We start from the raw sequence: 23,981 nt of genomic DNA, 5'->3' as shown, positions 1-23,981 counted from the left end.
GGATTCCCACCAGAACAGCTGCCGACATTCAGATGCGCACCCGAAACGCGGCGCCGCCCAGCTCGGACTCCTCGAGAAACAGCTCGCCCGCATAGCTTTCGATGATGTCCTTGACCACGGCCGTGCCGATTCCCTGCCCTGGGTGCTGGGCATCCAGGCGCTCACCACGGCGCAGGATGCGCTCGCGCTGATCGACCGGCACGCCTGGGCCGTCGTCCTCCACGCACAGCAGACAGGTGCCGTTCTCGAGGCTGGCGGATATCCGCACCGTGCCCAGGCAGAGGCGGTAGGCGTTCTCCAGCAGGTTGCCCAACAGTTCGAGCAATGCTGCGCGCTCCATGGGAATCTCCAGCCAGGGGTCGAACTCGCGCAGTACGCTCACACGCTTGTCGTGGTACACCTTGTCGAGGGCCTCGCAGAGGTTGTCCAGCACCGCGACCAAGGGCACCCGATGACGCACCAGGCCGCTCTTGCGCAGGCTGGCGCGCTGCAGCTGGTAGCCGATCTGCTGGCTCATGCGTTCGATCTGGCCTTGCAGTATCTGCGCCTGCTCACGGTTCTCCGGTTTGCCGGCGATCACCTCGGTGGCGCTCTGCAACACCGATAGCGGGGTTTTCAGGCTGTGCGCCAGATCATCCAGGGAATTGCGGTAGCGCTCACGCTGCTGACGTTCGCTATCCAGCAAGCGGTTGAGCGAACCGGTAAGGCGCAGCAGCTCGTGGGGGTGGTCATTGCTCAGTCGCTCGCGGGTGCCGCCTTCCACCTCGTCCAGTTCGGCACGCAAACCGCGCAGGCTGCGAAAGCCCCAGGTCAGGCCGAACCACAACAGACCGAGCAGCAGCAGCAGCGCGCCGCCTAGCCACAGATAGAGCTGGGTCATGAAATCGTTGTACAGCGCTCTGGTGTCGCTGGCCGGCTGCATGGTGACGATGCTGAAGGCGGCACTCTCACCACGCAGCAGCTTGATCTCCACGTCATAGATGTAGAACTCGCGGCCCTGCCGGTCGGTGACGCGCAGCAGTTCGTCGCCACGGCCGTCGTAGCGTGGCAGGTAGGAAACGGAGATGTCGCGCGCCGAGGGTGATCGCCAGACCAACTGGCCCTCGCGGTCGTAGATGAAGCCCAGCAGTTGCGCATCGGGAATATCGAATTCCTCGTCCGGCAGTTTGCTCGGCATGCGCAGCTTGCCATCGTCGGTGCGCGCCGCGGATATCAGCGCGCCGGCGTCGGCGACCAGGCGCTTCTCCACGGATTTTTCCAAGGCGATCAGGAACGCGCCCCGCAGGGCCGGCAGCAGGGCCAGCATGAACAGCACTGCCAATACCGTGCTGCCGAGCATCAGGCGCAGGCGCAGGGAGGAAATACCGCGTTCTCGCCACCGCCTGAAGCCAGATCTCATCGGCAACGCTCGTTGAAAAGGTAGCCCTGGCCACGCACGGTTTCGATCGGTTTGAAACCGTTACTGCTCTCGAGCTTGCGGCGCAGCCGGCCGACCAGCACTTCGATCACGTTGGGATCGCGCTCGTCGTCATCGGGATACAGCTGCTCGATCAGGCGCTCCTTGGGCACCACCTGCTGGTGGTGGCGCATCAGGTACTCGAGAATGCGATATTCATAGGCGGTGAGGCCCATGTTGGCACCTTCGATCAGCGCTTGCTTGCGGTTCATGTCGAGCAGCAGCGGACCGGCTTCGATGGTCGACTGGATGAAACCCGAAGAGCGGCGTAACAGTGCGTTGAGGCGCGCCTCCAGCTCTTCGAACTGGAACGGCTTGACCACATAGTCGTCAGCGCCCGAAGCCAGGCCCTCGACCTTGTCCTGCCAGTTGCCACGGGCGGTGAGAATCAAAATGGGAAAGGTCTTGTCGCGGCTGCGCAGTTGGCGGATCAGATCAAGCCCGCTGATGCCCGGCAGGCCGAGATCGATGACCGCCAGGTCATGGTGGTACTCGTCGACGCGATACAGCGCCTCCTCGGCGTTGGCCACCGCGTCCACCACGTGGCCCTGTTCACCGAGCCGGGTATAGAGATGATGGCGCAGCAGCGCCTCATCCTCCACGACCAGCAATTTCATCGTTGCATGCCCTCTTCAATATGAAACGGCAGGAACTAAAACCCTTGATTCAATCATCATGCGGGCCAGCGCCCTGCGAGGCCTGGGCGGCCCCGCAAAAACAGGCGAGAAGCGGTCGGACCCGCACCGAAGTGCATTAGCCGCAAGCGGCTGCCGACCGAGTCGACGATCCAGCCTGTTTGTAAGCAGCAGGGCCTAGGCGCAGCTGACTATGGCGATTCAGAACTTGTAGTTGGCACCCAGGTACCACTGGCCGCTGCTGTGCAGGTCCAGGGAGCCGACCTTGCCCTGGTCATGCGGGGCGAACTCGGTGCTGGCGTTGGTGCGCAGGTAACGGTAGCCACCCTCGATCGAAGCGCTCTCGTTGACCTCCTGCAGCAAGCCAGCCTGCAGACCGGCAGCATACCCGACATTGGTGTCACGCGAGACACCCGGGCTGTTCTGCTCCAGCTTGACCAGGCCCAGGGTGCCGCCGCCGAACAGCTTGGTACCGTTCTCGTTCAGCGGCAGGAAGGCGTCGTAGCTGCCGAGCAGGTTCTGCTGGCGCAGCTTGAGACCGTCGTTGCTGCCGGAGATGTATTCGTAGGTGGCGTAGTAACGGCCGACATCATTCTGCTGACCGGCACGCACGCCCCAGGTGCTTTCGTTGTTGATCACGCTGTCGAAGTTCGGGTTGCCCAGGTTGGCATTGAGCGCCGAGGACTTCTGGATGTTGTTGCTGGTCTGGCCCCAGGTGAAGCCAGCGAAGTTGTTGTCGGCATGAGCAGTTGCTGCAGCGCCGACTACCAGGGAAGTTGCCAGAGCCAGTTTGGTCAGAGTCGCTTTCATGGAGATGCCTCTCGAATGGCAGTGGGTTAATGAGAACTCGAGAATCATCCTGCCTGCCCTCACCTGAACCTGGGCTGAACCCTTGCTGAACCACTCCTGAACGAGCGCCCTCCAGCAGCTTTTGCCGCCTGCCACGGCGTAAAAGCCCGAACACTGACCCCGGTCAATACCCTTTCGGCCAGTAAGGCTAAGGTCGAGCCACCGACCAGAGACCGTCAGGTTGCCGCGCCCAGGGCGCGCACCACCCGATGACGGCGTGTGCAACCTGACCGATGAAGAACTGCCCATGTCCAGCCCACCCGTAGATACCGGGGGCAAACGCCGCGAACGCCGGCTGTTCCTGTTCCTGGTGATATTCCTCTTTCCGCTGCTCTGCGTGGCTCTCGTCGGCGCCTACGGCTTTGCCGTCTGGTTCCTGCAAATGCTTTTCGGACCGCCCGGCCCACCCAACTGACCACTCGGCCCACAGGAGCCCGTCATGGACGCCCCCCTGCATATCGCCAGCTTCGTCGTGCATGCCCGCCCCGAGCAACTCGATGCGGTGCTCGCCAACCTGCGCCTGCTCGCCGACCTGGAGGTGCATCAGCACAGCCCTGAAGGCAAGGCGGTGGTGGTCATCGAAGCGGTCGACGAACGCCTGATCATGCAACGCATCGAGCAGATCAACGCCCTGCCCGGGGTGCTCAACGCCGCGCTGATCTACCACGAATGCCTCACCCCGCAAGGAGCCGCTCCATGAGCATGACCCGCCGCGAATTCACCAAAGCCCAGGCCGCAGCCATCGCAGCCGCCGCCGCAGGCCTGCCGTTCGCCTCCACCGCCAGCAACCTGGTCGCCGATGCGGAAAATACCCGCCTGGACTGGAACAAGGCGCCCTGCCGCTTCTGCGGCACTGGCTGCAGCGTGATGGTCGCCACCCGCGACAACCGCGTGGTGGCGACCCATGGCGACATCAAGGCGGAGGTCAACCGCGGCCTGAACTGCGTCAAGGGCTACTTTCTGTCCAAGATCATGTACGGCGTCGATCGCCTGACCACACCCCTGCTGCGCATGAAGAACGGCGTATACGACAAGCAGGGCGAATTCCAGCCGATCAGTTGGGAGCAGGCCTTCGACATCATGGAGGACAAGTTCAAGGCGGCCCTGCGCGAGCAAGGCCCCCAGGCCGTGGGCATGTTCGGTTCCGGGCAATGGACGATCTGGGAGGGCTACGCCGCCAACAAACTGATGAAGGCCGGCTTTCGCAGCAACAACATCGACCCCAACGCGCGCCACTGCATGGCCTCGGCGGTGATGGGTTTCATGCGCACCTTTGGCATGGACGAACCAATGGGCTGCTACGACGACATCGAAGCCACCGACAGCTTCGTGCTGTGGGGCTCGAACATGGCCGAGATGCACCCGGTGCTGTGGAGCCGGGTCACCGATCGGCGCCTGAGCAAGCCGGATGTCAAGGTTGCCGTGCTGTCGACCTTCGAGCACCGCAGCTTCGACCTGGCTGACATCCCCATGGTGTTCAAGCCACAGACGGATTTGCTGATCCTCAACTACATCGCCAACCACATCATCCAGAGCGGCGCGGTGAATCAGGAGTTCGTCAGCAACCATACGCGCTTCGCCCTTGGCGCCGACGACATCGGCTACGGCCTGCGCCCGGACAATCCTCTGGAGCTGAAGGCGAAGAACGCGAAGAACGCCAATACCTGGAGCGACATCTCTTTCGAGCAGTTCGCCGCCTTCGTCAAACCCTACACCCTGGAACGCGCCGCCAGAGAGTCGGGCGTACCGGCCGAACGCCTCAAGGCGCTGGCCGAGCTGTATGCCGACCCGCACCGCAAGGTGGTCTCGTTCTGGACCATGGGTTTCAACCAGCACACCCGCGGCGTATGGGCCAACAACCTGATCTACAACATCCACCTGCTGACCGGCAAGATCAGCGAGCCGGGCAACAGCCCCTTTTCACTGACCGGCCAGCCCTCGGCATGCGGCACTGCCCGAGAGGTGGGTACCTTCTCCCACCGCCTGCCAGCTGACCTGGTGGTGACCAACCCGAAACACCGCGCCACCGCTGAGAAAATCTGGAAGCTGCCCGCCGGCACCATCCAGGAGAAACCCGGCTTTCACGCCGTGGAACAGAGCCGCATGCTCAAGGACGGCGTGCTCAAGGTGTACTGGACCCAGGTCAGCAACAACATGCAGGCCGGCCCCAACGTGATGCAGGAAGTACTGCCCGGCTGGCGCAAGCCGGACAATTTCGTGATCGTCTCGGACGTCTACCCGACGGTGTCCGCCCAGGCTGCCGATCTGATCCTGCCCAGCGCCATGTGGGTCGAGAAGGAAGGCGCCTACGGCAACGCCGAGCGCCGCACGCAGTTCTGGCATCAACTGGTCGGGGCGCCCGGCGAGGCGAAATCCGACCTCTGGCAACTGGTGGAATTCTCCAAGCGCTTCACCACTGACGACGTCTGGCCCGCTGAACTCCTCGCCAAGGCGCCGCAGCTCAAGGGCAAGACGCTCTATGAAGTGCTCTACAGGAACGGCCAGGTGGACGCCTTCCCAACTGAAGAACCAGAAGGCAGCTTGCGCAATGACGAAGCCAAGGCGTTCGGCTTCTATCTGCAAAAAGGGCTGTTCGAGGAATACGCGCAATTCGGCCGCGGTCATGGTCACGACCTGGCGCCCTTCGAGCGCTACCACACAGAACGCGGCCTGCGCTGGCCGGTGGTAGACGGCTCGGAAACCCGCTGGCGCTACCGCGAAGGCCATGACCCCTACGTGGCCCAGGGCAGCGGCGTGCAGTTCTACGGTTACCCGGACAACCGCGCGATCATCTTCGCCCTGCCCTACGAGCCGCCGGCCGAGGCGCCGGATGACGATTACCCGTTCTGGCTCAGCACTGGCCGCGTGCTAGAGCACTGGCACACCGGCAGCATGACCCAACGCGTCGACGAGCTGCACCGCGCCGTACCCGATGCTCTGGTGTACATGCACCCGGACGACGCCCGCGCGCTCAACGCCCGGCGCGGCAGCGAGGTGAAGGTGATCAGCCGGCGTGGCGAGATTCGAGCGCGCATCGAGACCCGCGGGCGCAACAAGCCGCCACGCGGCCTGGTGTTCGTGCCGTTCTTCGATGCCAACAAGCTCATCAACAAGGTCACTCTGGACGCCACCGACCCGATTTCCAAGCAGACCGACTACAAGAAATGCGCGGTGAAGATCCAACTGATCAGCGCAGCCTGAGGAGACAGCGATGAAAGTGCGTTATCTGCCCCTGCTGCTGCTCGCCGCCTTTGGTGTGGCGCTGGCCGCCGAGCTGGGTTACCCGCTGGATGCCCCCGCACCGGATGGCAGGCGGCCCGGCGGTACCCTGACCCAGGAATTCCCCGCGCCGCGCATCGCCCTCGAGGAGAACAAGGACATGCGCCGCGAGCGCAACTACCCGGAACAACCGCCGACCATTCCCCACACCATCGCCGGCTACCAGGTGGACAAGTACGGCAACCGCTGCCTGGCCTGCCACAGCCGCGCCAACAGCGCGCGCAACCAGGCGCCGATGATCAGCATCACCCACTACATGGACCGTGACGGCCAGCCGCTGGCGGCCATGTCGCCGCGCCGCTACTTCTGCACCCAGTGCCACGTGACCCAGGCCGAGGTGAAGCCGCTGGTGGAGAACGGCTTCAGGAACATCGACCGGCTCTTGCAGCAAGAAGCCAACCCCGCCGGGCACCCCTGAGGAGGCACCATGAAATCGCTGCTCGCTTTCCTTGGCGCTTACTGGACAGTGCTGCGCCGTCCCAGCGTGCACTACAGCCTGGGGTTCCTGACCCTGGGCGGTTTCATCGCCGGGATCATTTTCTGGGGCGGTTTCAATACCGCGCTCGAGGCGACCAACACCGAACAGTTCTGCACCTCCTGCCACGAGATGCGCGACAACGTGTATGTCGAATTGCAGGACACCATTCACTACAACAACCGCTCCGGCGTGCGCGCCACCTGCCCGGATTGCCACGTGCCGCACCAGTGGACCGACAAGATCGCGCGCAAGATGCAAGCCTCCAAAGAAGTGTGGGGCAAAATCTTCGGCACCATCAGCACGCGCGAGAAATTCCTGGAAAAACGCCGCGAGCTGGCCGAACACGAATGGGCGCGCCTCAAGGCCAACGACTCGCTGGAGTGCCGCAACTGCCACGACTTCGACTTCATGGATTTCACCCGCCAGAGCAAGCGCGCCGCGCAGATGCACTCCACCGCGCTGGCCAATGGCGAAGCCACCTGCATCGACTGCCACAAGGGCATCGCCCACAAACTGCCAGACATGCACGGCGTGCCCGGCTGGTAAGCAGCAGGGCGGCGCGGCAGAATGCCGGCCATGAACACGCCCTACCTGCCCCGCTGCTGCAGCCCCCTCGACGATCATTGGCCGTTTCCCCGGCCATTGGTCGGTGCGCAACTGATCAGCACCCACTTCGACCCTGCCTTTCTTGATGACGGCGACTACATGGCCGCTGGCGTGCCGCCGGTGCGCGGCGTTGCCAAGCGCCAGGCCGAACACCTGGCGGGGCGCCTGTGCGCACGCGAGGCGCTGTATCGGGTAACCGGTTTGGCGATCGTGCCAGCGGTCGGTGAGGACCGTGCACCGCAGTGGCCGGCGCAGGTCAGCGGCTCGATCACCCATGGCCAGGGTTGGGCCGCAGCTATCGTTGCACCAACGCAGCGATGGCGTGGCCTGGGCCTGGATGTCGAGCAACTGCTGTCGATCGAACGTGCCGAGCGCCTGGCAGGTGAAATTCTCACCGCAGCCGAACTGAGCCGTATCGCTAACCTGAGCCCCGAACAGCGCGCCTGGCAGATCAGCCTGACGTTCTCTCTCAAGGAGAGCCTGTTCAAGGCGCTCTACCCACTGGTGCTCACGCGCTTCTATTTCCAGGAGGCCGAACTGCTCAGCCTCGACCCGGCGCAACAAACCGCACGCCTGCGCCTGCTGACCGACCTGGGCGAAGACTGGCCAGCCGGCAGCCAGTTGACGGGGCTTTACACCAACGTTGCGGCGGACCGGCTGTTGAGCCTGGTGCCAATCGCCGGTTGAGCGCAAAAAAAACCAGGCGCCGTAAACGGCGCCTGGTTTTTCTCCTCTCCGTTATCAGTGATCGACTGCAGCGCCAGCGCCACGCGGCACCCGAATGTCCTCGACCAGGTGCTGGATGTGCTCCGGTGGCGGAGCGGTCATGCGCGAAACCACGAAGGCCACGACGAAGTTGAAGATCATCCCCATGGTGCCGATGCCTTCCGGCGAGATGCCGAACCACCAGTCATCGGCGGTCGCCGTCGGGTTGATGAACTTGAAGTAGACGATGTAGGCAAAGGTGAACGTGAGCCCCACGATCATCCCGGCAATCGCCCCTTCCTTGTTCATACGTTTGTAGAAGATACCCATGACGATTGCCGGGAAGAACGAGGCGGCCGCCAGCCCGAAGGCGAATGCCACCACCTGGGCCACGAAGCCCGGCGGGTAGATGCCGAACAGGCCGGCGATAACAACCGCCAGGCCTGCGGCGATCCGCGCGGCCAACAGCTCGTTCTTCTCGCTGATCGTGGGCATCAGGTTGCTCTTGAGCAGGTCATGGGAAATCGAGGTGGAAATGACCAGCAGCAAACCCGCGGCAGTGGACAAGGCGGCTGCCAGGCCACCAGCGGCGATCAGGGCGATCACCCACCCCGGCAGACCGGCGATTTCCGGATTGGCGAGTACCATGATGTCGTTATCGACGTACAGCTCGTTGGCCGCTGCAGTCGGCTCGTTGGTGAGCATGCGCTGGCCTACGTCGCCGCGTTCTGCGCCAAAGGCCGGTTTGCCGGTAAACGCCGCACCCGGGCCGTACTGGATTACGCCATCGTTGTTCTTGTCCAACCAACCGATAAGGCCGGAGTTCTCCCAAGTCTTGAACCAGACAGGCACTTCTTCGTAACTGGTGTTAGGCACGCTGGTCAGCAGATTGGTGCGCGCAAATGCCGCTACCGCTGGCGCAGTGGTGTAAAGAATGGCGATGAACAGCAGGGCGTAGCCGGCCGATTTACGCGCGTCCTTTACAGTCGGGGTGGTGAAGAAGCGCACGATAACGTGTGGCAGACCGGCAGTACCGACCATCAACGCCATGGTGATGAAGAACACGTCGGTAGTCGACTTGCTGCCATCGGTGTACGGCGTGAAGCCCAGCTCCGCGCCCAGCCCGTTGAGCCGCTCGAGCACACTCTGGCCGGTGCCGGTGACCTCGCTGCCGAAGCCCAGTTGCGGGATCGGATTGCCGGTGATCATGATCGAGATGAAGATCGCCGGCACCATGTAGGCGAAGATCATCACGCAGTATTGCGCCACCTGGGTATAGGTGATCCCCTTCATGCCGCCGAGCACGGAATAGAAGAACACGATGGCCATGCCGATGACCACGCCGGTTTCGATGCTCACTTCCAGGTAACGCGAAAAGACGATGCCAACCCCGCGCATCTGCCCAGCCACGTAGGTGAAGGAAATGAAGATCACGCAAACCACTGCCACCATGCGTGCGGTCTGGGAGTAGTAACGGGTGCCAATGAACTCCGGCACCGTGAATTTACCGAACTTGCGCAGGTACGGTGCCAGGCACATGGCCAGCAGCACGTAACCGCCGGTCCAGCCCATGAGATAGACCGAGCCGTCATAACCGGCGAACGCGATGATGCCAGCCATGGAGATGAAGGACGCCGCGGACATCCAGTCTGCGCCCGTGGCCATGCCGTTGAGCACCGGGTGTACGCCCTTGCTGGCCACGTAATACTCGCTGGTCGAGCCCGCACGCGTCCACAGGGCAATGGCGATGTACAGCGCGAAGGTAGCGCCGACGAACAGATAGATCAGGAATTGAGTACTCATGTTCGCGGCCTCATTCTTCGTGGAGGTTGTACTTGCGATCGAGGCGATTCATCTTCCACACGTAGTAGAAAATCTCGATCACGAACACGTAGATGGAGCCTTGCTGGGCGAACCAGAATCCCAAGGGAAAACCAAAGGCGTTGATGTTGTTCAGGGCATCGACGAAGAGCACGCCGCAGCCGAACGAGACGGCGAACCAGATCACCAGCAGCCAGAGCATCAGCCGCAGGTTCTCCTTCCAGTAGGCCGCAGCGGCCTCTTGCTTGGACATAGCCATGATTTCACCTCAGGGTTGTTATTGTTGTAATGGCGTTTTGAAACTAGCAACCTCTCGCCAAGCCGCCGTTCGACTTTCGTCGTATGGCGCGGTGAGTGCGGAATAGGGTTTGGGCACACCCCCTCTAGACCGCGGCCTGGCAGCCGTCGGCAATGAAATGCAGGCGGCCAGCAAGACGTCACGAAATGTGACCGCAGCGGCCCATGGCATCGGTTCCCACCGCTGACGCAGGCAAATCCTATAAACTCGGCACATTGCCGTCCGGAGTGCCCCATGCGCGAAGAACTGAACCAAGGCCTGATCGACTTTCTCAACGCCTCACCCACGCCTTTCCATGCCACCGCCAGCCTGGCCATGCGCCTCGAGGCCGCAGGGTTCCGTCACCTCGACGAGCGCGCTCCCTGGCAGACCGAAGCCGGTGGCCGTTACTACGTGACCCGCAACGATTCCTCGATCATCGCCTTCAAGCTGGGCAACCGTGCCCCGATCGACGGCGGCATTCGCCTGGTCGGCGCCCACACCGACAGCCCGTGCCTGCGCGTTAAGCCGAACCCCGAACTGCAACGCCAGGGTTTCTTCCAGCTCGGCGTTGAAGTCTATGGCGGCGCCCTGCTCGCGCCCTGGTTCGACCGCGACCTGTCGCTGGCCGGCCGCGTGACCTACCGCCGCGATGGCAAGGTGGAAAGCGACCTGATCGACTTCTACCAGCCCATCGCCGTGATCCCCAGCCTGGCCATCCACCTCAACCGCGAGGCCAACCAGGGCTGGGCGATCAATGCCCAGAACGAACTGCCGCCAATCCTCGCCCAACTCGCGGGCAGTGAAAGCGCCGATTTCCGCGCCCTGCTCAGTGAGCAGCTGGCCATGGAACACGACTTCAATGCCGATGCCGTACTCGATTACGAGCTGAGCTTCTACGACACCCAGAGCGCGGCGGTGGTTGGCCTCAACCAGGACTTCATCGCCGGTGCACGTCTGGACAACCTGCTGTCCTGCTACGCCGGCCTGCAGGCCCTGCTCGACGCCAGCGACGACGAAACCTGCGTGCTGGTGTGCACCGACCACGAGGAAGTCGGCTCCAGTTCGGCATGCGGCGCCGACGGCCCGATGCTCGAGCAGGTGCTGCGCCGCGTGCTGCCGGAGGGCGACGGTTTCGTGCGCACCATCCAGCGCTCGCTGCTGGTCTCGGCGGACAACGCCCACGGCGTGCACCCCAACTACGAAAGCAAGCACGACGGCAACCACGGCCCCAAGCTCAACGCCGGCCCGGTGATCAAGATCAACAGCAACCAGCGCTACGCCACCAACAGCGAAACCGCCGGCTTCTTCCGCCACCTGTGCCTGGAAAACGAAGTACCGGTACAGAGCTTCGTGACCCGCAGCGACATGGGCTGCGGCTCCACCATAGGCCCGATCACCGCCAGCCAGCTGGGCGTGCGTACCGTTGATATCGGCCTGCCAACCTTTGCCATGCACTCGATTCGCGAGCTGGCCGGTAGTCAGGACCTGGCGCACCTGGTGAAAGTACTCGGCGCCTTCTACAACAGCCATGACCTGCCCTGAGGCCCGCATGATCGAACACATCCGCAACAGCCTGACCGAGGCGCAGCGTGCACTCGATGCCTTCCTCGGCAACGAGCAGACCCTGGCCAATATCGAGCAGGCCGCGCGCCTGCTGGTGAACAGTTTCGAAGCCAGGGGCAAGGCATTTTCCTGCGGCAATGGTGGCTCCATGTGCGACGCCATGCATTTCGCCGAGGAGCTTACCGGGCGCTACCGCAAGAACCGTCCGGGCATCGCCGCGGTGTCGATCAGCGACGCCAGCCACATCAGCTGCGTGGCCAACGACTTCGGTTACGACCACATTTTCTCGCGTTACGTGGAATCCCACGGCCGTGAGGGCGATGTGCTGCTGGCCATCAGCACCAGCGGCAAGAGCCCCAACGTGGTCAAGGCCGCTGAAGCGGCCAAGGTGCTGGGCATCAAGGTCATCGCCCTGACCGGCAAGCCCGGCTCGCTGCTGGAGAGCCTTGCCGACGTGTGCATCTGCGCGCCGGGTGGCGATTTCGCCGACCGTACCCAGGAGCTGCACATCAAGGTCATCCACATCCTGATCGAACTGGTCGAGCGCAGCCTCAGTCCAGAGAACTACGCGTGAACGGGGTGCGTCGTCGGCTGACGACGCACCTTGAAACCCCGCTCGCGTGCTGGAGTATTCGCGCGTGATCCGCCTCAAGAATCTGCCGCTCCGTTTTCTCCTGCTAATCCTCATGGCCCTGCCCTGCGCTGCCGTCCAGGCGGCCGGCATACCGGGGCTGTTCGACGTCGGTAGCAGCGCGGGCACGCCGCAGCAGGCGGCTCAGCCGCTGGATCGTTCCCTCGACGAGGTGATCCAGACGCTGGAGGACGACAAGCAACGCGCTCAACTGCTCAATGACCTGAAAGCGCTGCGCACCACCGCCCAGCAGGCGCAGCCGGACGCCCGTGACGGTGTACTGGGGTTGATCGGAAGCACCTTGAGCGGCATCGAAAAGCAGTTCTCCGGTGACCACAGCCCACTGGCGCGCTGGCAGCTGGAGATCGCCCGCAGCCAGGACGAGCTGGCAGCACTCATGCCAGCGCCCGGCGAGCGCCTGGCGCTGGTCAGCAACTTCGCACTGATTCTAGGCATCTGGAGCCTGCTGGCCTTCGGCTTGCGCGCGCTGAGCCACCAGGTACGCCTGCGCTTCGGCCTCGCCGAGGAGCTGCCGCAGAACCCGCGGCCCACCGACCTGCTGCGCTTTGCCCTGCGCAAACTGGGCCCCTGGTTCGCCGCGCTGCTGATCACCGGCTACCTGAGTTACGTGCTGCCCGCCTCGCTGGGCCGCGACCTGGCCATGGTGCTGGCCTACGCCCTGGTAGTGGGCACCTGTTTCTCGGCGATCTGCGTGATCGCCTTTTCCTTGCTCGACGGCCCGCACCGGCGCACCGCCCTGCACATCCTTCGGCGCCGCGCGTTTCGGCCACTGTGGTTGATCGGCAGCTTTGCCGCGTTCGGCGAAGCGCTGAGCGATCCGCGTCTGGTCGCCAGCCTCGGTGCCAACCTGGCTCACACCACCGCCACGCTCACCAACGTGCTCGCCGCGCTGTGCACCGGCTTGTTCATCCTGCGTTTCCGCCGGCCGATCGCCCACCTGATGCGCAATCAGCCGCTGGAGCGGCGGCTCAAGCAACGCGGCATCAGCGAGACCGTCGAGCTGCTCGGCAGCTTCTGGTACCTGCCGGCACTGGCGCTGGTGGCGATTTCCCTGGCGGCCACATTCGTTTCCGCAGGCGATACCAGCACCGCGTTCCGCCAGGCGCTGGTGTGCACCGTGCTGCTGGTCACCTGCATGGTGATCAACGGCCTGATCCGCCGGCGCATGCTCAAGAGCCGTCTGCGTCACCGCCGTCATGCGGCGTACTTCGAGCGTTTTCAGAGTTTCTTCCATGCCCTGCTGAGCCTGGCGATCTGGCTGGTATTCATCGAGCTGGGGCTGCGGGTATGGGGCCTGTCGCTGATTCGTTTCGCCGAGGGCGACGGCCACGAAATAAGCGTCAAACTGATCGGCCTCGGTGCCACCCTGGCGTGTGGCTGGCTGGTGTGGATTCTCAGCGACACGGCGGTGCATCACGCCCTCACCCGCTCGCGCAAGGGCCAGACCAACGCCCGCGCGCAGACCATGATGCCGCTGATCCGCAACGTGCTATTCGTCAGCATCTTCATCATCGCGGCCATCGTCGCCCTGGCCAACATGGGCATGAATGTCACCCCACTGCTCGCCGGCGCGGGTGTCATCGGCCTGGCCATCGGCTTTGGTGCGCAATCGCTGGTGGCGGACCTGATCACCGGACTGTTCATCATCATCGAAGACTCGCTGGCCATCGACGACTACGTCGACGTTGGCGGCCACCTCGGTACCGTCGAAGGCCTGACCATCCGCACCGTGCGCCTGCGCGATATCGACGGCATCGTGCACACCATCCCGTTCAGCGAAATCAAGAGCATCAAGAACTACTCCCGCGAATTCGGCTACGCCATTTTCCGCGTCGCGGTGCCCCATGACATGAACATCGACGCCGCCATCAAGCTGCTGCGCGAGGTGGCCACCGAGCTGCGCAACGACGTGCTGATGCGCCGCAACATCTGGTCGCCGCTGGAGATTCAGGGCGTGGAAAGCTTCGAGTCGGGTAATGCGGTGCTGCGTGCGCGCTTCAAGACCGCGCCGATCAGGCAATGGGACGTGTCGCGGGCCTTCAACCTGGCGCTCAAGCGCCACCTGGACGAATCAGGGCTGAGCCTGGCAACACCCCGCCTGACCATCCAGATGACGGCCGCCAGCCCCGCGAACCCGGCCAGCCAGTAAGCCACGCGGGGGAGAAACGGAACCACCGCACATCCAAACCGGCTCGGGCTGCACGGCCCTCACGGGCCGGCGCGCTTTCCGCTACCATGGCCGCACGTTTTCCAACCGATAGGGACATCCCATGGATATTTCCACCCTGATCATCATCGCCGTACTGGTCGCTGCCGCCTTCTATGTGATCAGCATCTACAACCGCCTGGTGAACCTGCGCAACCGCTACCAGAACGGCTTCGCGCAGATCGAAGTACAGCTCAAGCGCCGCTACGACCTGATCCCCAACCTGGTGGAAACCGCCAAGGCATACCTCTCCCACGAGCGCGAAACACTGGAAGCGGTGGTCGCCGCGCGCAACGGCGCGGTCGAGGGCCTCAAGCAGGCCTCCGAGAACCCGGGCGATGCGCAGAGCATGAACCTGCTGGCCAATGCCGAAGGCATGTTGAAGAACGCCCTGGGTCGCCTCAATGTGACGGTCGAAGCCTACCCGGATCTCAAGGCATCGCAGAACATGCAGCAGCTCAGTGAAGAACTCTCCAGCACCGAGAACAAGGTAGCCTTCGCCCGCCAGGCCTACAACGACGCGGTCACCGCCTACAACGCCTATCGCCAGAGCTTCCCGCCGGTGGTGCTGGCGGGCGCGTTCGGCCATGGCAACGATGCCGCGCTGCTGGAATTCGCCGACAGCGCGGCGATTCAGGAAGCCCCGAAAGTCTCGTTCTAAGCGCGGCGGATTAGATGGATTTTTTCGAGCAACAAGACCGCGCCCGGCGCAACACCGGGCGGCTGGTCATGCTGATGGTGCTGGCTGTCGTCACCCTGATCGGCAGCACCACCCTGGTGATCGCCATTGCCTGGCAGGTCTACCAATACGGCAACTACAGCCTGCAGGCGCTCAGCTCACAGCTGCTCGCAAGCGTCGCGGCGGTGGTGGTCGGGGTGGTGTTTTTCGGCTGGGCATTCAAGGCTCTGCAGTTGCGTGCCGGCGGCAAGGTGGTCGCCGAACGGCTCGGCGGACGCCTGCTCAACCTCAGCCCGCAGGGCATCCACGAACAGCGCGTACTCAACGTGGTCGAGGAAATGGCCCTGGCCGCCGGCGTTCCGGTGCCGCCGGTGTACCTGCTGGAGGAACCGGCGATCAACGCGTTCGCCGCCGGCTTGCGCCCGCAAGATGCCGTGATCGGCGTGACCCGAGGGGCCATCGAGAAACTCAGCCGCGATGAGCTGCAAGGCGTCATCGCCCATGAGTTCAGCCACATCCTGCACGGCGACATGCGCCTCAATACACGTCTGGTGGCGGTGCTCAACGGCATCCTGCTGCTCGGGCTGATTGGCGAACTGGTGCTGCGCGGAGGCAGCCATGCACGCCACGCACCGCGCAGCAGCTCCAGCGACAAGGGCCGCGGCAATGCCGTTGCACTGGTCATGGTGGTGGGTCTGGCGCTGTTGATCATCGGCTACGCCGGGACCTTCTTTGGCAACCTGATCAAAGCGGCGGTAAGTCGCCAGCGCGAGTTTCTCGCCGACGCCTCGGCGGTGCAGTACACCCGCAACCCTCAGGGCATTGCCGGCGCGCTGAAGAAGCTCGGCCGCGGCTCGCAGCTCGAAGCCAGCCATGCCGCAGAGTACAGCCACATGTATTTCGGCCAGGGCCTGGCCTTGAGCAAGATGATGGCCACCCATCCGCCCCTGGAAGAACGCATTCGCCGCATCGACCCAAGCTGGGATGGCGTGGTGCTGGGCGACGAGGTGTTCGAGCGCCCCGCATCCCAGCCCACCGCGCAACAGGAGGCCACCGCCGGCTTCAGCGCCGCCGCCGCTGGCGTCGCCATCGCCAGCATCGGCGAGCCTCAGCCGCAGCATATCGACGAAGCGCGCGACAGCCTGGCGCAGATCGACGAGCGTTTGCGCGATGCCGCCCACGATCCCCACGGTGCGCTGGCGATTCTCTACGGCCTGCTGCTTGGTCACGATGCCGGCAGCCGCCAACAGCGCATGGCCTGGATGCAGGCCAACCTGCCGCCACTGCTGTCCGACCGCCTGCTGGCGCTCGATTCGGCCCTGGTGCAACTGCCGCCAGGACGGCGCCTGCCGCTACTGGAGCTGGCGATTCCGGCGCTCAAGCAACTCGAGCCTCAGGATTTCGTCGGCCTCAAGCGCGACATCGGTACGCTGCTGATCAGCACCGGGCAATTGGGCCTGATCGAGTGGGCGCTGCTGCGCATCGTCGAACGCAACCTGGGCATGCAGCGCACTCCCCAAGGTCGCCTGCCGCTGGCCGCACTGGGTGGCGAGAGCTGCGTGCTGCTGGTGGCCCTGTCACGGGCCGGCGCTGCCGATGAGGAGGCTGCTGCCCAGGCATTCGAGGCGGCCTGGAGCACCCTGCCGTTTACCGCCCGGGCTTTCACCGACCAATCGCAGACACAGATCACCGAACTGAACGCCGCGCTAAATCGGCTCAACCAGATGCGCCCTTTGCAGAAACCGCAGTTACTCAAGGCCATGGCTCGTTGCATCGAGCATGACGGACGCATCAGCGCCAGCGAAGCGGAACTGATGCGCGCCGTGGCCGATACACTGGATTGCCCAATGCCGCCGCTATTGAGTGATCGTCGGATTTGATGCGAAACGCCGGTTTTGATGAGGCTCTTGACACGCAGTTCCCATCGAGCCGGTGAGTTGACGTCGACCAACCTAACGCTCACTCCCGCGACTGGTGATACTAGTTCATGGCATAGCACCTGGAGGTTGCGACGTTCTGGTCCGCCCCGGTGCCAGCGCCTTTGAGAATACAGATGGCATAGCGCTTCTTATTACTCAGGGTAACAACCGGTCCGTCCTCCGCGATGTAAGAAGAAATCACCGTGGCGCCCTGGTTGAGCATTTGTTCCAGAGAGGTACTCAGCGGCTCGAGCTTGGTCGGGTATTCCAGCGCATTGCCGGGCACTTTTGCTCCGGTCTCTGGTGGCCAGCCGGACGCCGAAGCAACAGAGGCGCCCAGCATCAAGGCGATAGGCAAAAGGTGAGTGAGTGTTTTCATCGTGATTTCTCCCATGTCCGGCCGCTATGTTAAACCCTGAACGACCACAAACGCTTTGGTCAAAAAATCCAGGCTTGATCGGGTTCCGAAATAGCCGTGACCTTCGCTGTGCGCCGGGTCACGCCCTCACCGGGCCGGCAAGCCAGCGTGGGTTAGCGGCAGGGACGACGCCCTGCGGCCCCTGAACAAACTAAAGCCCTGACCGCCCAGCAGCACCGAACACCTGCGTCCAGTAGATGGTGGCCTGGCTTTGCGGGTTGCTGGCATAGGCCGCGCCCATCTCGCGGAAGTCCGGATTCATCAGGTTGTAGCAGTGCGAGGGGCTGGCCAGCCAGCCTTCGACGACCTGCTGCGCCTTGCCTTGCCCGGCGGCGATGTTCTCGCCAATGACCGTCCAGGCGTAGCCAGCAGCAGTGGCCCGGGCACCCACCAGGCTGCGGTCGCTGCCCTGGTGGCTGAACAGGCTGTTCATCGCCATGTCGCGGCTGTGGGCCAGGGCGGCCTGGCCCAGGGGGTCGCTCCAGGTCAGCGGCTCGGCGGCATCGAACGGCTGCTCTCCACAACGCCGCGGGGTGCTGCGCGCCTCGTTGACCGCTGCCAGGATCGCCTTGCCCTCTTCCTGCCAGTCGCCCAGCCGGGCTGGCAACAGGGCGCGCCCCAGCACCACCTGCCAGCTGTTGCCTTCGTGCAACACGCCGACATCGGCAAACTGCGCATCCAGCAACTGCGCGCAATAGGCGTTGCGCAGCATGGCCATGGCCGCCTCGGCGCTGTCCGGGCCGGTGACGCGGATCAGTTGCACGGCGGCAGCCTGGTAGCCGTTTTGCTGCAGCGCCTGCTGCAACTGCTCGGATGAGTTCACCCGTTGTCCGGCCAGGCGGCGATCGGGGGCCAACGGGCCGGCTGCCGGGCTGGGCTGGCCGTTGCAGCCCTGGCCCATTCCCCGGTAGTCATTGATCAGTTTGGTTAGCTGCTGCGAACCATCGCCCCAGGCGCTGCCGATGAAGCCCGTGCACAGCAGCGTCAGTACAGCGACCGCTTGCCGAACGTGCTTGGGTGATTCACTCATCCATGTTTCCTCTCAATGCGCACTGCCTATCTGAACATTGACACTGGGTTGAGCGAAACGCTTCAGCTAATCGCCCGGTGGTATGAAACCGCGTTAGACTCCGAGCATGATTGTGACCGATTCCGTGTTTTCCCTCGACCCTGCGCACCTGCTCGACAGCCTTGCCGGCACCGATGACCTGCTGATCATCCAGGACCTGGATGGGGTCTGCATGAACCTGGTGCGCGACCCCCTGACCCGCGCCCTTCCCCACCGCTATATCCTGGCGGCGCGCGAACTGGATGGGCACTTTCAGGTCCTCACCAACGGCGAGCATATCGGTCGCCGCGGCGTGAATGGGCTGGTCGAGCGCAGTGTCGGCATAGCCAGCCACTGCCGCGAACAGGGCCTCTATCTGCCGGGGCTGGCAGCCGGTGGCGTGCAACTGCAGGACCGCCACGGGCAGGTCTCGCACCCCGGCGTCAGCCCTGAGGAGCTGGCATTTCTGGCAGCGGCGCCGCAGCAGCTGACTCGATCGCTGCAGCATCTGCTCGGCCTGCCACCCTACCGTCTGGAAACATCCGTCATCGATCGACTGCTGGCCAGCAGCGTGCTCGACAACCCGGTTTCGCCGACCCTCAACCTCAATGCGTTCTACCACCACTGGCATGACCAGCCTGAGCTCTACGCGCAGCTGCAGGCCGATGGCGCTGCGCTGATCCAGCAATTGCTCGATGAGGCAGGCCGGCAAGGCCTGGCGGATTCATTCTTCGTCCATTACGCGCCCAACCTCGGCCGCGATGCAGCCGGCCGTGAGCGCATGCGCCCGGCTCAGGCCGGTAGCGCCGGTACCACCGACCTGCAGTTCATGCTGCGCGGCGCCCTCAAGGAAGCCGGTGTACTGGTGCTCCTCAACCGCCACTACCGGCAGCGTACGGGCAGCTGGCCGCTGGGCGAAGACTTCAACGTGCGTGAGGCCCCGACCGATGGCGACGCACTGCTGCAACTGGCCGGCGAGCGCTTCGACCCGCTGCACATGCCGCGCCTGGTTGGCGTCGGCGATACGGTGACCAGCTCACCCCGCAACAATGATGCGAGCAGCCGGCTGCGCGGCGGCAGCGACCGTGGCTTTCTGGCCCTGATCCAGGCACTGGGCCGCGCCTGCGGACAGGACAACCGGGTGCTGTACATCGACAGCAGCCGCGGCGAGGTGCAGCGCCCAGGGGTCGATGGCGACCACCTGCGCGCCCACCCTGCCGAGCCCTGGCCGGCGCTGGAAGGCATCACCGATGCCGCCGACCCGCTGCGCCTCAACAGCATCTTTCTTGGCGGCCCGGAGCAGTACATCGAGTTTTTCTGCGCATTGGCCGAGGCACGTCGCAGACGCTGATTGCGAAACTCAAGAACCTTGACGCACCTGCACGTTCGAAGCTCTGCGCCTTCGCATCCATTGCCCGCCGAGACTTCAAGTGACCCAATCCATCGCCCGCGGCTACCGCTACCTGCTCAAGACCTTCGGCTATGTCGGCTGGTCGCTGTTCTGGCTGTTGATCTGGGACATCATCGTCACCGTGGACTACATGCTGTTTCTGGAACGCAAGATCAGCCTGCCGTCGATGCCGCTGACCCTGCTCGGCTCGGCACTGGTGGTGCTGATCAGCTTCCGCAACAGCAGTGCCTACAACCGTTGGTGGGAAGCGCGCACCATCTGGGGCGCGCTGATCAACAGCTCACGCAGCCTGGCCCGGCAGGTGCTGACGCTGATCGACGACAACGAGGACGGCAACCCGGTCAAGGTGGTGCTGCTGCGCCGCCATGTCGCCTACATCAGAAGCCTGTCGGCCAGCCTGCGCAACGAACCCTGCGATGAGGAAGTGCGCGCCTTCGTGGCGGCCGAGGAGTTCGAACGGCGGCATACCACCAACAACTTTCCCAACGATATCCTCAACGGCTCCGCCGCCATGCTGGCCAGCGAATACAAGGCCGGCCGCCTGGACAGCATCCGCCTCACGCGTCTGGAATCGACGCTGGTGGATATCTCCAACTGCCAGGGTGGCCTGGAGCGCATCGCCAACACGCCACTGCCCTATCCCTACGTGTACTTTCCGCGCCTGTTCCTGACCCTGTTCTGCCTGATCGTGCCGATCGGTCTGGTCGAGACCCTCGAATGGCTCACGCCGGTGGCATCGACCGTGGTCGGTTTCATGTTGCTGGCCATCGAGCGGGTGGGCAGCGATTTGCAGAGCCCGTTCCAGGCCAGCGAGCACCAGATCCAGATGGATGCGCTGTGCGAGACCATCGAGAAAAACCTCGAATCGATGCAGCGTGACGCTCAGCGCGAACGCGACGGGCGTCTATTCTCGGGCTGACCAGAGAGTCGACAAAACACCCCTGAGTCACACCTGAACAGCTTCTTGTAGTGAGCATAAAAAATCACTACAAAACCTGTTGACGGCCCCTCCGGGCTTTTGCATGATGGACCTGCCTCCCCTGACGGGAGCCCTGACAAGGGCACTTGGGCAAGCTTGGTAACACCAGCCGAGCGTTCCACGATATGTACTGCCCACAAGGCAGATTGATGAAGTCGAGCGTCCGCACGGACGAGAGTATCAGCGAGACATTGTCATGACGCCTGTGGCTGATCTGCCGATCACCTGCATCCTGCCTCTGTCTCGCCTAATTCTCTCTCCCTGCCCTGCCCGACCTCGGTTGGCCGGTTTCGCGTAGCGCCACCTAAACGTCGCTACAACCGATCGGCAGCACTCAAACGCCACGGGCAACGACGGCGCCGCCCTCCACGCGGTCGCCCTGGACAGATCAGAGAATGAAGGGGTACACCATGAACCTGAACAAAAAACCGACCATCGAAGAGCTCGCCCAACTGTTCGCCAAGCGCAAGGACAGCCTCGACAACCACATTTTGTGGGTCTGCGAATCCGGCGAAGTTCGCATCGACTGCCTGCCTGCCGATCAGGACGAACACCAGTTCGTCAGCCAACGTCCAAGCATGCGCGCGCGCCTGCGTACCTACCGCCGTGGCCAGGGCTATGTCGGCCGCCGCGCCGCGGCTGACCGCAACTTCCTGGGCAACGTGCTGCGCACCCTCGAGCATGAGTGGACCGGCCAGCAGGCCCGCCAGGATCGCCTGCTCGACCGCTACTGCTGATAGCTGATGCGGTGGGCCGCCCGGCCCACTGCTTTGGGCAAGCCGCCTGCCCTGCCCCGTCCAGACATTCCCTGTAAACTGCCGCGCACTCCTGGAGGAGTCGTTCGCCCTCGCTACGCGCAGGCAACGCCAAACCATCGCACTGCCTGACAGCATGCAGCGCCGCGAAAGCAAAAGGGTTCACATGGACAACCTGTATCAAACGCCCAGCGCCTCACTGCTGGTCGACGAACACCCTCGCGACACCTTCTTTGTGACCGCCACCCACAAACTCTACGTGCTGTTCTTCCTGACGCTGGGGTTCTACTCGGTGTACTGGGCTTACAAGCACTGGGACAGCCAGCGGGCCGCCATGCGCCCGAAGAAGATTAGCCCGGCGGCGCGCTCGATCTTTCATATCGTATTCATCCATTCGCTGTGTCGGCTGATAGCCGCGCAGTTGCAGGCCAAAGGCCTGGGCGCCTGGAAGTATTCGGGCGTGGCGTGGCTGTATATCGTGCTGGTGTTCGCCAGTAATGGCCTGGCGCGTTTCGACGGTCGCATCGGCGTGACCCTGGAGATTCTCCTGCTGCTCGCCGGCACCATCCTGCCGGCGTGGCCGCTGGCGCTCATCCAGGAGAAGGCCAACCTGGTTAGCAATGATCCGGCTGGCGAGCGCAACAGTCACTTCAGCCTTGCCAACTACCTGTGCATGCTGCCGGGCGCCTTGCTGTGGCTGCTGATCATCATTGGCTCCTACATCTGAGCAGCGCTTGCGCAACTCGGCTCTGTAAGAGCGAGCATAAAAAACCCCGGCATTGACCGGGGCCCCTTATCGAGGCGTGAAGCCCTCAGCGTTTGTCGTCATCGCGCGGATCGTTCAGGTCCATCACGCTGGAAACCCGCTCCGGTGCCTGTGGCAGGTCGGCCTCGGCTTTGGTCTCGCGCTGTACCTGCGGCTCGGCAGGCTCCGGCTGAGCCTGCGCCTTCTTCTTGCCAGACATACGCCGCCATACCCAGCCGATCAGCAGCACGGGCAGGAACCAGGCCTTCTTGAGCAGGATCAGGGCGGCCGCGAACAGGCCGACCTTGGCAGCGGCCTTGCCCGCTATCAGCGCGCCGAGGCCATAGGCGGCCACTTCATCGAGGTCAGGGTTGAAATCGGCGTAGCGGTTGCCGTCGTTGAAGTCGGTCATCGCCAGTACCGCCGGCAGGTTCTCTTCGATCTGCGGCAACTGGTGCATACCGGCGATGAAGTTCAGCACCAGCACGCCTTTGCGGCCCAGCACGCGAATGTTGTAGTTGAGGATGTGGTCTTCACTGTCGCCGAATTTCACTTCCTTGGCCCAGTGCAACTTCTTGCCCTCGGCATCGTAGTGCGGTGCCGAGGCCCAGCCGACAATGGCGATGGGCTCGTAACCGTTTTCGGCGCGCCAGGCGTTCTCGGCCTCGGCGCCCTCCTGCAGGTCCTTGAGCATGTCGTCGTAATCGATATCCGCAGCGTCCTCATCGGAGACGTAGCCGTTTTCCTCGTATTCGACGGTAACCGCCCAGGACTCGTCAGCCAGCGGCGACACGCCTTTGGGCAGGATCATGCCCAGCGGCAGCTTTTCGTCAGGCGGATTGCCCCAGGCTTCGACCAGCACGCGCTCGGCGTCGGCGCCGTCGAGGAACACCAGGTTTTCGGGAAGATCGAGGGTCGCGAGGTTGCTGCCGACCACCACTTTGCCGGAACGGAAAGTAAGGCTGTCGAGAAACTGCTCCTCGCTCATGGCGTCATCATCAGCCACTTCTGCAGCGGGCATCTCCTGCTGCTCCGGCGTGGCGGGAACCTGATCGGCCCAACTCAGCGGAACCGCAGTGGCCAACAGGCTGGCCAGCATCAACTCCTTGTACATGTAACGCTCCATGATTGGCTTGAGTATGCGGCGCTAGCCTACCACTGGCCGCAGACTCATTTGGTAACTTCTTGTCATTTTTGGATACACCTCACACGGCAGGATATTTGGTCCGCCGTTTAGCTGCGCACCGTGAGCCGTACCAGTTGCACCACCACCGGCCTTACCCCCATCACACACAGAAACGCCACCGGCATGGCCAGCCGATAGGCCTCCAGCACAGCCGCCAGGTAGCCGTCGCTCAGGCCCCGATTGGTAGCGGTAATCACCAGGCACATGAGAAACGCCATGATCCCGGACATGAAGAAGGCAAAGACGACTGGCGACAGCCGGGCGGGCAGTTTCCAGTTTCGGCGGGTACGGCGATACGTCGATTCGGGCAT

General features: G+C 63.5%; 24 protein-coding genes. 15 read left to right on the top strand and 9 right to left on the bottom strand.

Annotated features, from left to right (window positions below; genetic code table 11):
- Window positions 1-28: 28 nt before the first annotated feature.
- From ACZ0AV_RS21755 to ACZ0AV_RS21745, 3 genes are all read right to left on the bottom strand, one after another.
- Entirely contained in the window at window positions 29-1,399 is a 1,371-nt protein-coding gene (locus tag ACZ0AV_RS21755; RefSeq protein ID WP_499152944.1) for an ATP-binding protein, read from the bottom strand.
- A complete protein-coding gene (locus ACZ0AV_RS21750; RefSeq protein ID WP_499152943.1) occupies window positions 1,396-2,073 on the bottom strand; it encodes a response regulator in 678 nt (225 codons plus the stop codon). Before ACZ0AV_RS21750 ends, ACZ0AV_RS21755 begins: the two co-directional genes overlap by 4 nt.
- 219 nt (window positions 2,074-2,292) lie before the next feature.
- Window positions 2,293-2,901 carry a hypothetical protein gene (locus ACZ0AV_RS21745; RefSeq protein WP_499152942.1) on the bottom strand — a complete coding sequence of 203 codons (609 nt, stop codon included), beginning with the start codon at window positions 2,899-2,901 and terminating at the stop codon, window positions 2,293-2,295.
- Window positions 2,902-3,187: 286 nt separating this feature from the next.
- On the opposite strand from ACZ0AV_RS21745, the gene napE reads away from it, so the two are divergent.
- Genes napE through ACZ0AV_RS21715 form a run of 6 tightly spaced genes read left to right on the top strand, consistent with a single transcriptional unit; the run spans window position 3,188 to window position 7,990 of the window.
- Window positions 3,188-3,355 (top strand): periplasmic nitrate reductase, NapE protein, encoded by a 168-nt coding sequence (gene napE, locus ACZ0AV_RS21740; protein WP_499152941.1) that lies wholly within the window; start codon window positions 3,188-3,190, stop codon window positions 3,353-3,355.
- A gap of 24 nt (window positions 3,356-3,379) precedes the next feature.
- On the top strand, window positions 3,380-3,640 hold the full coding sequence (locus ACZ0AV_RS21735) for a chaperone NapD (protein ID WP_499152940.1): 261 nt from the start codon (window positions 3,380-3,382) through the stop codon (window positions 3,638-3,640).
- Window positions 3,637-6,141 carry a nitrate reductase catalytic subunit NapA gene (napA, locus tag ACZ0AV_RS21730; RefSeq protein ID WP_499152939.1) on the top strand — a complete coding sequence of 835 codons (2,505 nt, stop codon included), beginning with the start codon at window positions 3,637-3,639 and terminating at the stop codon, window positions 6,139-6,141. The genes ACZ0AV_RS21735 and napA overlap by 4 nt, the downstream gene beginning before the upstream one ends.
- Before the next feature lie 10 nt (window positions 6,142-6,151).
- Window positions 6,152-6,637, top strand: a complete 486-nt coding sequence (locus ACZ0AV_RS21725; RefSeq protein WP_499152938.1) for a nitrate reductase cytochrome c-type subunit — start codon at window positions 6,152-6,154, stop codon at window positions 6,635-6,637.
- 9 nt (window positions 6,638-6,646) lie between these two features.
- Window positions 6,647-7,243, top strand: coding sequence for a cytochrome c3 family protein (locus tag ACZ0AV_RS21720; RefSeq protein WP_499152937.1), 597 nt, complete (start codon window positions 6,647-6,649; stop codon window positions 7,241-7,243).
- 21 nt (window positions 7,244-7,264) lie between these two features.
- Window positions 7,265-7,990 carry a 4'-phosphopantetheinyl transferase family protein gene (locus tag ACZ0AV_RS21715; RefSeq protein WP_499152936.1) on the top strand — a complete coding sequence of 242 codons (726 nt, stop codon included), beginning with the start codon at window positions 7,265-7,267 and terminating at the stop codon, window positions 7,988-7,990.
- Window positions 7,991-8,044: 54 nt separating this feature from the next.
- On the opposite strand, the gene ACZ0AV_RS21710 is transcribed toward ACZ0AV_RS21715, so the two are convergent.
- Window positions 8,045-9,811 carry a sodium:solute symporter family protein gene (locus ACZ0AV_RS21710; protein WP_499152935.1) on the bottom strand — a complete coding sequence of 589 codons (1,767 nt, stop codon included), beginning with the start codon at window positions 9,809-9,811 and terminating at the stop codon, window positions 8,045-8,047.
- A gap of 10 nt (window positions 9,812-9,821) precedes the next feature.
- Window positions 9,822-10,088, bottom strand: a complete 267-nt coding sequence (locus ACZ0AV_RS21705) for a DUF4212 domain-containing protein (protein WP_499152934.1) — start codon at window positions 10,086-10,088, stop codon at window positions 9,822-9,824.
- Window positions 10,089-10,361: 273 nt separating this feature from the next.
- Between ACZ0AV_RS21705 and ACZ0AV_RS21700 the strand changes: the two genes are divergently transcribed.
- The 5 genes from ACZ0AV_RS21700 (at window position 10,362) to ACZ0AV_RS21680 (ending at window position 17,089) form a co-directional block, all read left to right on the top strand.
- The gene (locus ACZ0AV_RS21700) at window positions 10,362-11,651 is read left to right on the top strand and encodes a M18 family aminopeptidase (protein WP_499152933.1); all 1,290 of its coding nucleotides are present in this window, start codon (window positions 10,362-10,364) and stop codon (window positions 11,649-11,651) included.
- Between the two features lie 7 nt (window positions 11,652-11,658).
- Window positions 11,659-12,246 (top strand): D-sedoheptulose 7-phosphate isomerase, encoded by a 588-nt coding sequence (gene lpcA / locus ACZ0AV_RS21695; RefSeq protein ID WP_499152932.1) that lies wholly within the window; start codon window positions 11,659-11,661, stop codon window positions 12,244-12,246.
- A gap of 112 nt (window positions 12,247-12,358) precedes the next feature.
- Complete coding sequence (locus ACZ0AV_RS21690; protein WP_499153421.1) at window positions 12,359-14,473, top strand: mechanosensitive ion channel family protein; 2,115 nt, start codon at window positions 12,359-12,361, stop codon at window positions 14,471-14,473.
- Window positions 14,474-14,594: 121 nt separating this feature from the next.
- Window positions 14,595-15,191: a LemA family protein gene (locus ACZ0AV_RS21685; RefSeq protein WP_499152931.1), complete on the top strand. Its 597-nt coding sequence runs from the start codon at window positions 14,595-14,597 to the stop codon at window positions 15,189-15,191.
- 14 nt (window positions 15,192-15,205) lie between these two features.
- Entirely contained in the window at window positions 15,206-17,089 is a 1,884-nt protein-coding gene (locus tag ACZ0AV_RS21680) for a M48 family metallopeptidase (RefSeq protein WP_499152930.1), read from the top strand.
- 100 nt (window positions 17,090-17,189) lie between these two features.
- On the opposite strand, the gene ACZ0AV_RS21675 is transcribed toward ACZ0AV_RS21680, so the two are convergent.
- Both ACZ0AV_RS21675 and ACZ0AV_RS21670 read right to left on the bottom strand, forming a co-directional pair.
- Window positions 17,190-17,507 carry a hypothetical protein gene (locus ACZ0AV_RS21675; protein ID WP_499152929.1) on the bottom strand — a complete coding sequence of 106 codons (318 nt, stop codon included), beginning with the start codon at window positions 17,505-17,507 and terminating at the stop codon, window positions 17,190-17,192.
- A gap of 190 nt (window positions 17,508-17,697) precedes the next feature.
- On the bottom strand, window positions 17,698-18,576 hold the full coding sequence (locus tag ACZ0AV_RS21670; RefSeq protein ID WP_499152928.1) for a CAP domain-containing protein: 879 nt from the start codon (window positions 18,574-18,576) through the stop codon (window positions 17,698-17,700).
- 106 nt (window positions 18,577-18,682) lie between these two features.
- Between ACZ0AV_RS21670 and stpA the strand changes: the two genes are divergently transcribed.
- From stpA to ACZ0AV_RS21650, 4 genes are all read left to right on the top strand, one after another.
- Window positions 18,683-19,945 carry a glucosylglycerol 3-phosphatase gene (gene stpA / locus ACZ0AV_RS21665; RefSeq protein WP_499152927.1) on the top strand — a complete coding sequence of 421 codons (1,263 nt, stop codon included), beginning with the start codon at window positions 18,683-18,685 and terminating at the stop codon, window positions 19,943-19,945.
- Between the two features lie 79 nt (window positions 19,946-20,024).
- Window positions 20,025-20,924 (top strand): bestrophin family protein, encoded by a 900-nt coding sequence (locus ACZ0AV_RS21660; protein WP_499152926.1) that lies wholly within the window; start codon window positions 20,025-20,027, stop codon window positions 20,922-20,924.
- Window positions 20,925-21,394: 470 nt separating this feature from the next.
- Entirely contained in the window at window positions 21,395-21,721 is a 327-nt protein-coding gene (locus ACZ0AV_RS21655; protein ID WP_499152925.1) for a hypothetical protein, read from the top strand.
- Window positions 21,722-21,905: 184 nt separating this feature from the next.
- Window positions 21,906-22,466, top strand: a complete 561-nt coding sequence (locus ACZ0AV_RS21650) for an MFS transporter permease (protein WP_499152924.1) — start codon at window positions 21,906-21,908, stop codon at window positions 22,464-22,466.
- A gap of 85 nt (window positions 22,467-22,551) precedes the next feature.
- On the opposite strand, the gene ACZ0AV_RS21645 is transcribed toward ACZ0AV_RS21650, so the two are convergent.
- Together ACZ0AV_RS21645 and ACZ0AV_RS21640 are read right to left on the bottom strand one after the other, a co-directional pair.
- A complete protein-coding gene (locus ACZ0AV_RS21645) occupies window positions 22,552-23,598 on the bottom strand; it encodes a DUF2167 domain-containing protein (protein ID WP_499152923.1) in 1,047 nt (348 codons plus the stop codon).
- 119 nt (window positions 23,599-23,717) lie between these two features.
- Window positions 23,718-23,981: a DUF2798 domain-containing protein gene (locus tag ACZ0AV_RS21640; RefSeq protein ID WP_499152922.1), complete on the bottom strand. Its 264-nt coding sequence runs from the start codon at window positions 23,979-23,981 to the stop codon at window positions 23,718-23,720.

This window comes from Pseudomonas sp. AC532, assembly GCF_979258965.1.
This window is presented reverse-complemented; position numbering and strand designations above follow the sequence as displayed.

Excerpts from the sequence above, each read along its gene's own strand:
- ACZ0AV_RS21755 (WP_499152944.1), bottom strand. The coding sequence starts at position 1,399 with ATGAGATCTGGCTTCAGGCGGTGGCGAGAACGCGGTATTTCCTCCCTG.
- ACZ0AV_RS21750 (WP_499152943.1), bottom strand. The coding sequence starts at position 2,073 with ATGAAATTGCTGGTCGTGGAGGATGAGGCGCTGCTGCGCCATCATCTC.
- ACZ0AV_RS21745 (WP_499152942.1), bottom strand. The coding sequence starts at position 2,901 with ATGAAAGCGACTCTGACCAAACTGGCTCTGGCAACTTCCCTGGTAGTC.
- napE (WP_499152941.1), top strand. The coding sequence starts at position 3,188 with ATGTCCAGCCCACCCGTAGATACCGGGGGCAAACGCCGCGAACGCCGG.
- ACZ0AV_RS21735 (WP_499152940.1), top strand. The coding sequence starts at position 3,380 with ATGGACGCCCCCCTGCATATCGCCAGCTTCGTCGTGCATGCCCGCCCC.
- napA (WP_499152939.1), top strand. The coding sequence starts at position 3,637 with ATGAGCATGACCCGCCGCGAATTCACCAAAGCCCAGGCCGCAGCCATC.
- ACZ0AV_RS21725 (WP_499152938.1), top strand. The coding sequence starts at position 6,152 with ATGAAAGTGCGTTATCTGCCCCTGCTGCTGCTCGCCGCCTTTGGTGTG.
- ACZ0AV_RS21720 (WP_499152937.1), top strand. The coding sequence starts at position 6,647 with ATGAAATCGCTGCTCGCTTTCCTTGGCGCTTACTGGACAGTGCTGCGC.
- ACZ0AV_RS21715 (WP_499152936.1), top strand. The coding sequence starts at position 7,265 with ATGCCGGCCATGAACACGCCCTACCTGCCCCGCTGCTGCAGCCCCCTC.
- ACZ0AV_RS21710 (WP_499152935.1), bottom strand. The coding sequence starts at position 9,811 with ATGAGTACTCAATTCCTGATCTATCTGTTCGTCGGCGCTACCTTCGCG.
- ACZ0AV_RS21705 (WP_499152934.1), bottom strand. The coding sequence starts at position 10,088 with ATGGCTATGTCCAAGCAAGAGGCCGCTGCGGCCTACTGGAAGGAGAAC.
- ACZ0AV_RS21700 (WP_499152933.1), top strand. The coding sequence starts at position 10,362 with ATGCGCGAAGAACTGAACCAAGGCCTGATCGACTTTCTCAACGCCTCA.
- lpcA (WP_499152932.1), top strand. The coding sequence starts at position 11,659 with ATGATCGAACACATCCGCAACAGCCTGACCGAGGCGCAGCGTGCACTC.
- ACZ0AV_RS21690 (WP_499153421.1), top strand. The coding sequence starts at position 12,359 with ATGGCCCTGCCCTGCGCTGCCGTCCAGGCGGCCGGCATACCGGGGCTG.
- ACZ0AV_RS21685 (WP_499152931.1), top strand. The coding sequence starts at position 14,595 with ATGGATATTTCCACCCTGATCATCATCGCCGTACTGGTCGCTGCCGCC.
- ACZ0AV_RS21680 (WP_499152930.1), top strand. The coding sequence starts at position 15,206 with ATGGATTTTTTCGAGCAACAAGACCGCGCCCGGCGCAACACCGGGCGG.
- ACZ0AV_RS21675 (WP_499152929.1), bottom strand. The coding sequence starts at position 17,507 with ATGAAAACACTCACTCACCTTTTGCCTATCGCCTTGATGCTGGGCGCC.
- ACZ0AV_RS21670 (WP_499152928.1), bottom strand. The coding sequence starts at position 18,576 with ATGAGTGAATCACCCAAGCACGTTCGGCAAGCGGTCGCTGTACTGACG.
- stpA (WP_499152927.1), top strand. The coding sequence starts at position 18,683 with ATGATTGTGACCGATTCCGTGTTTTCCCTCGACCCTGCGCACCTGCTC.
- ACZ0AV_RS21655 (WP_499152925.1), top strand. The coding sequence starts at position 21,395 with ATGAACCTGAACAAAAAACCGACCATCGAAGAGCTCGCCCAACTGTTC.
- ACZ0AV_RS21650 (WP_499152924.1), top strand. The coding sequence starts at position 21,906 with ATGGACAACCTGTATCAAACGCCCAGCGCCTCACTGCTGGTCGACGAA.
- ACZ0AV_RS21645 (WP_499152923.1), bottom strand. The coding sequence starts at position 23,598 with ATGTACAAGGAGTTGATGCTGGCCAGCCTGTTGGCCACTGCGGTTCCG.
- ACZ0AV_RS21640 (WP_499152922.1), bottom strand. The coding sequence starts at position 23,981 with ATGCCCGAATCGACGTATCGCCGTACCCGCCGAAACTGGAAACTGCCC.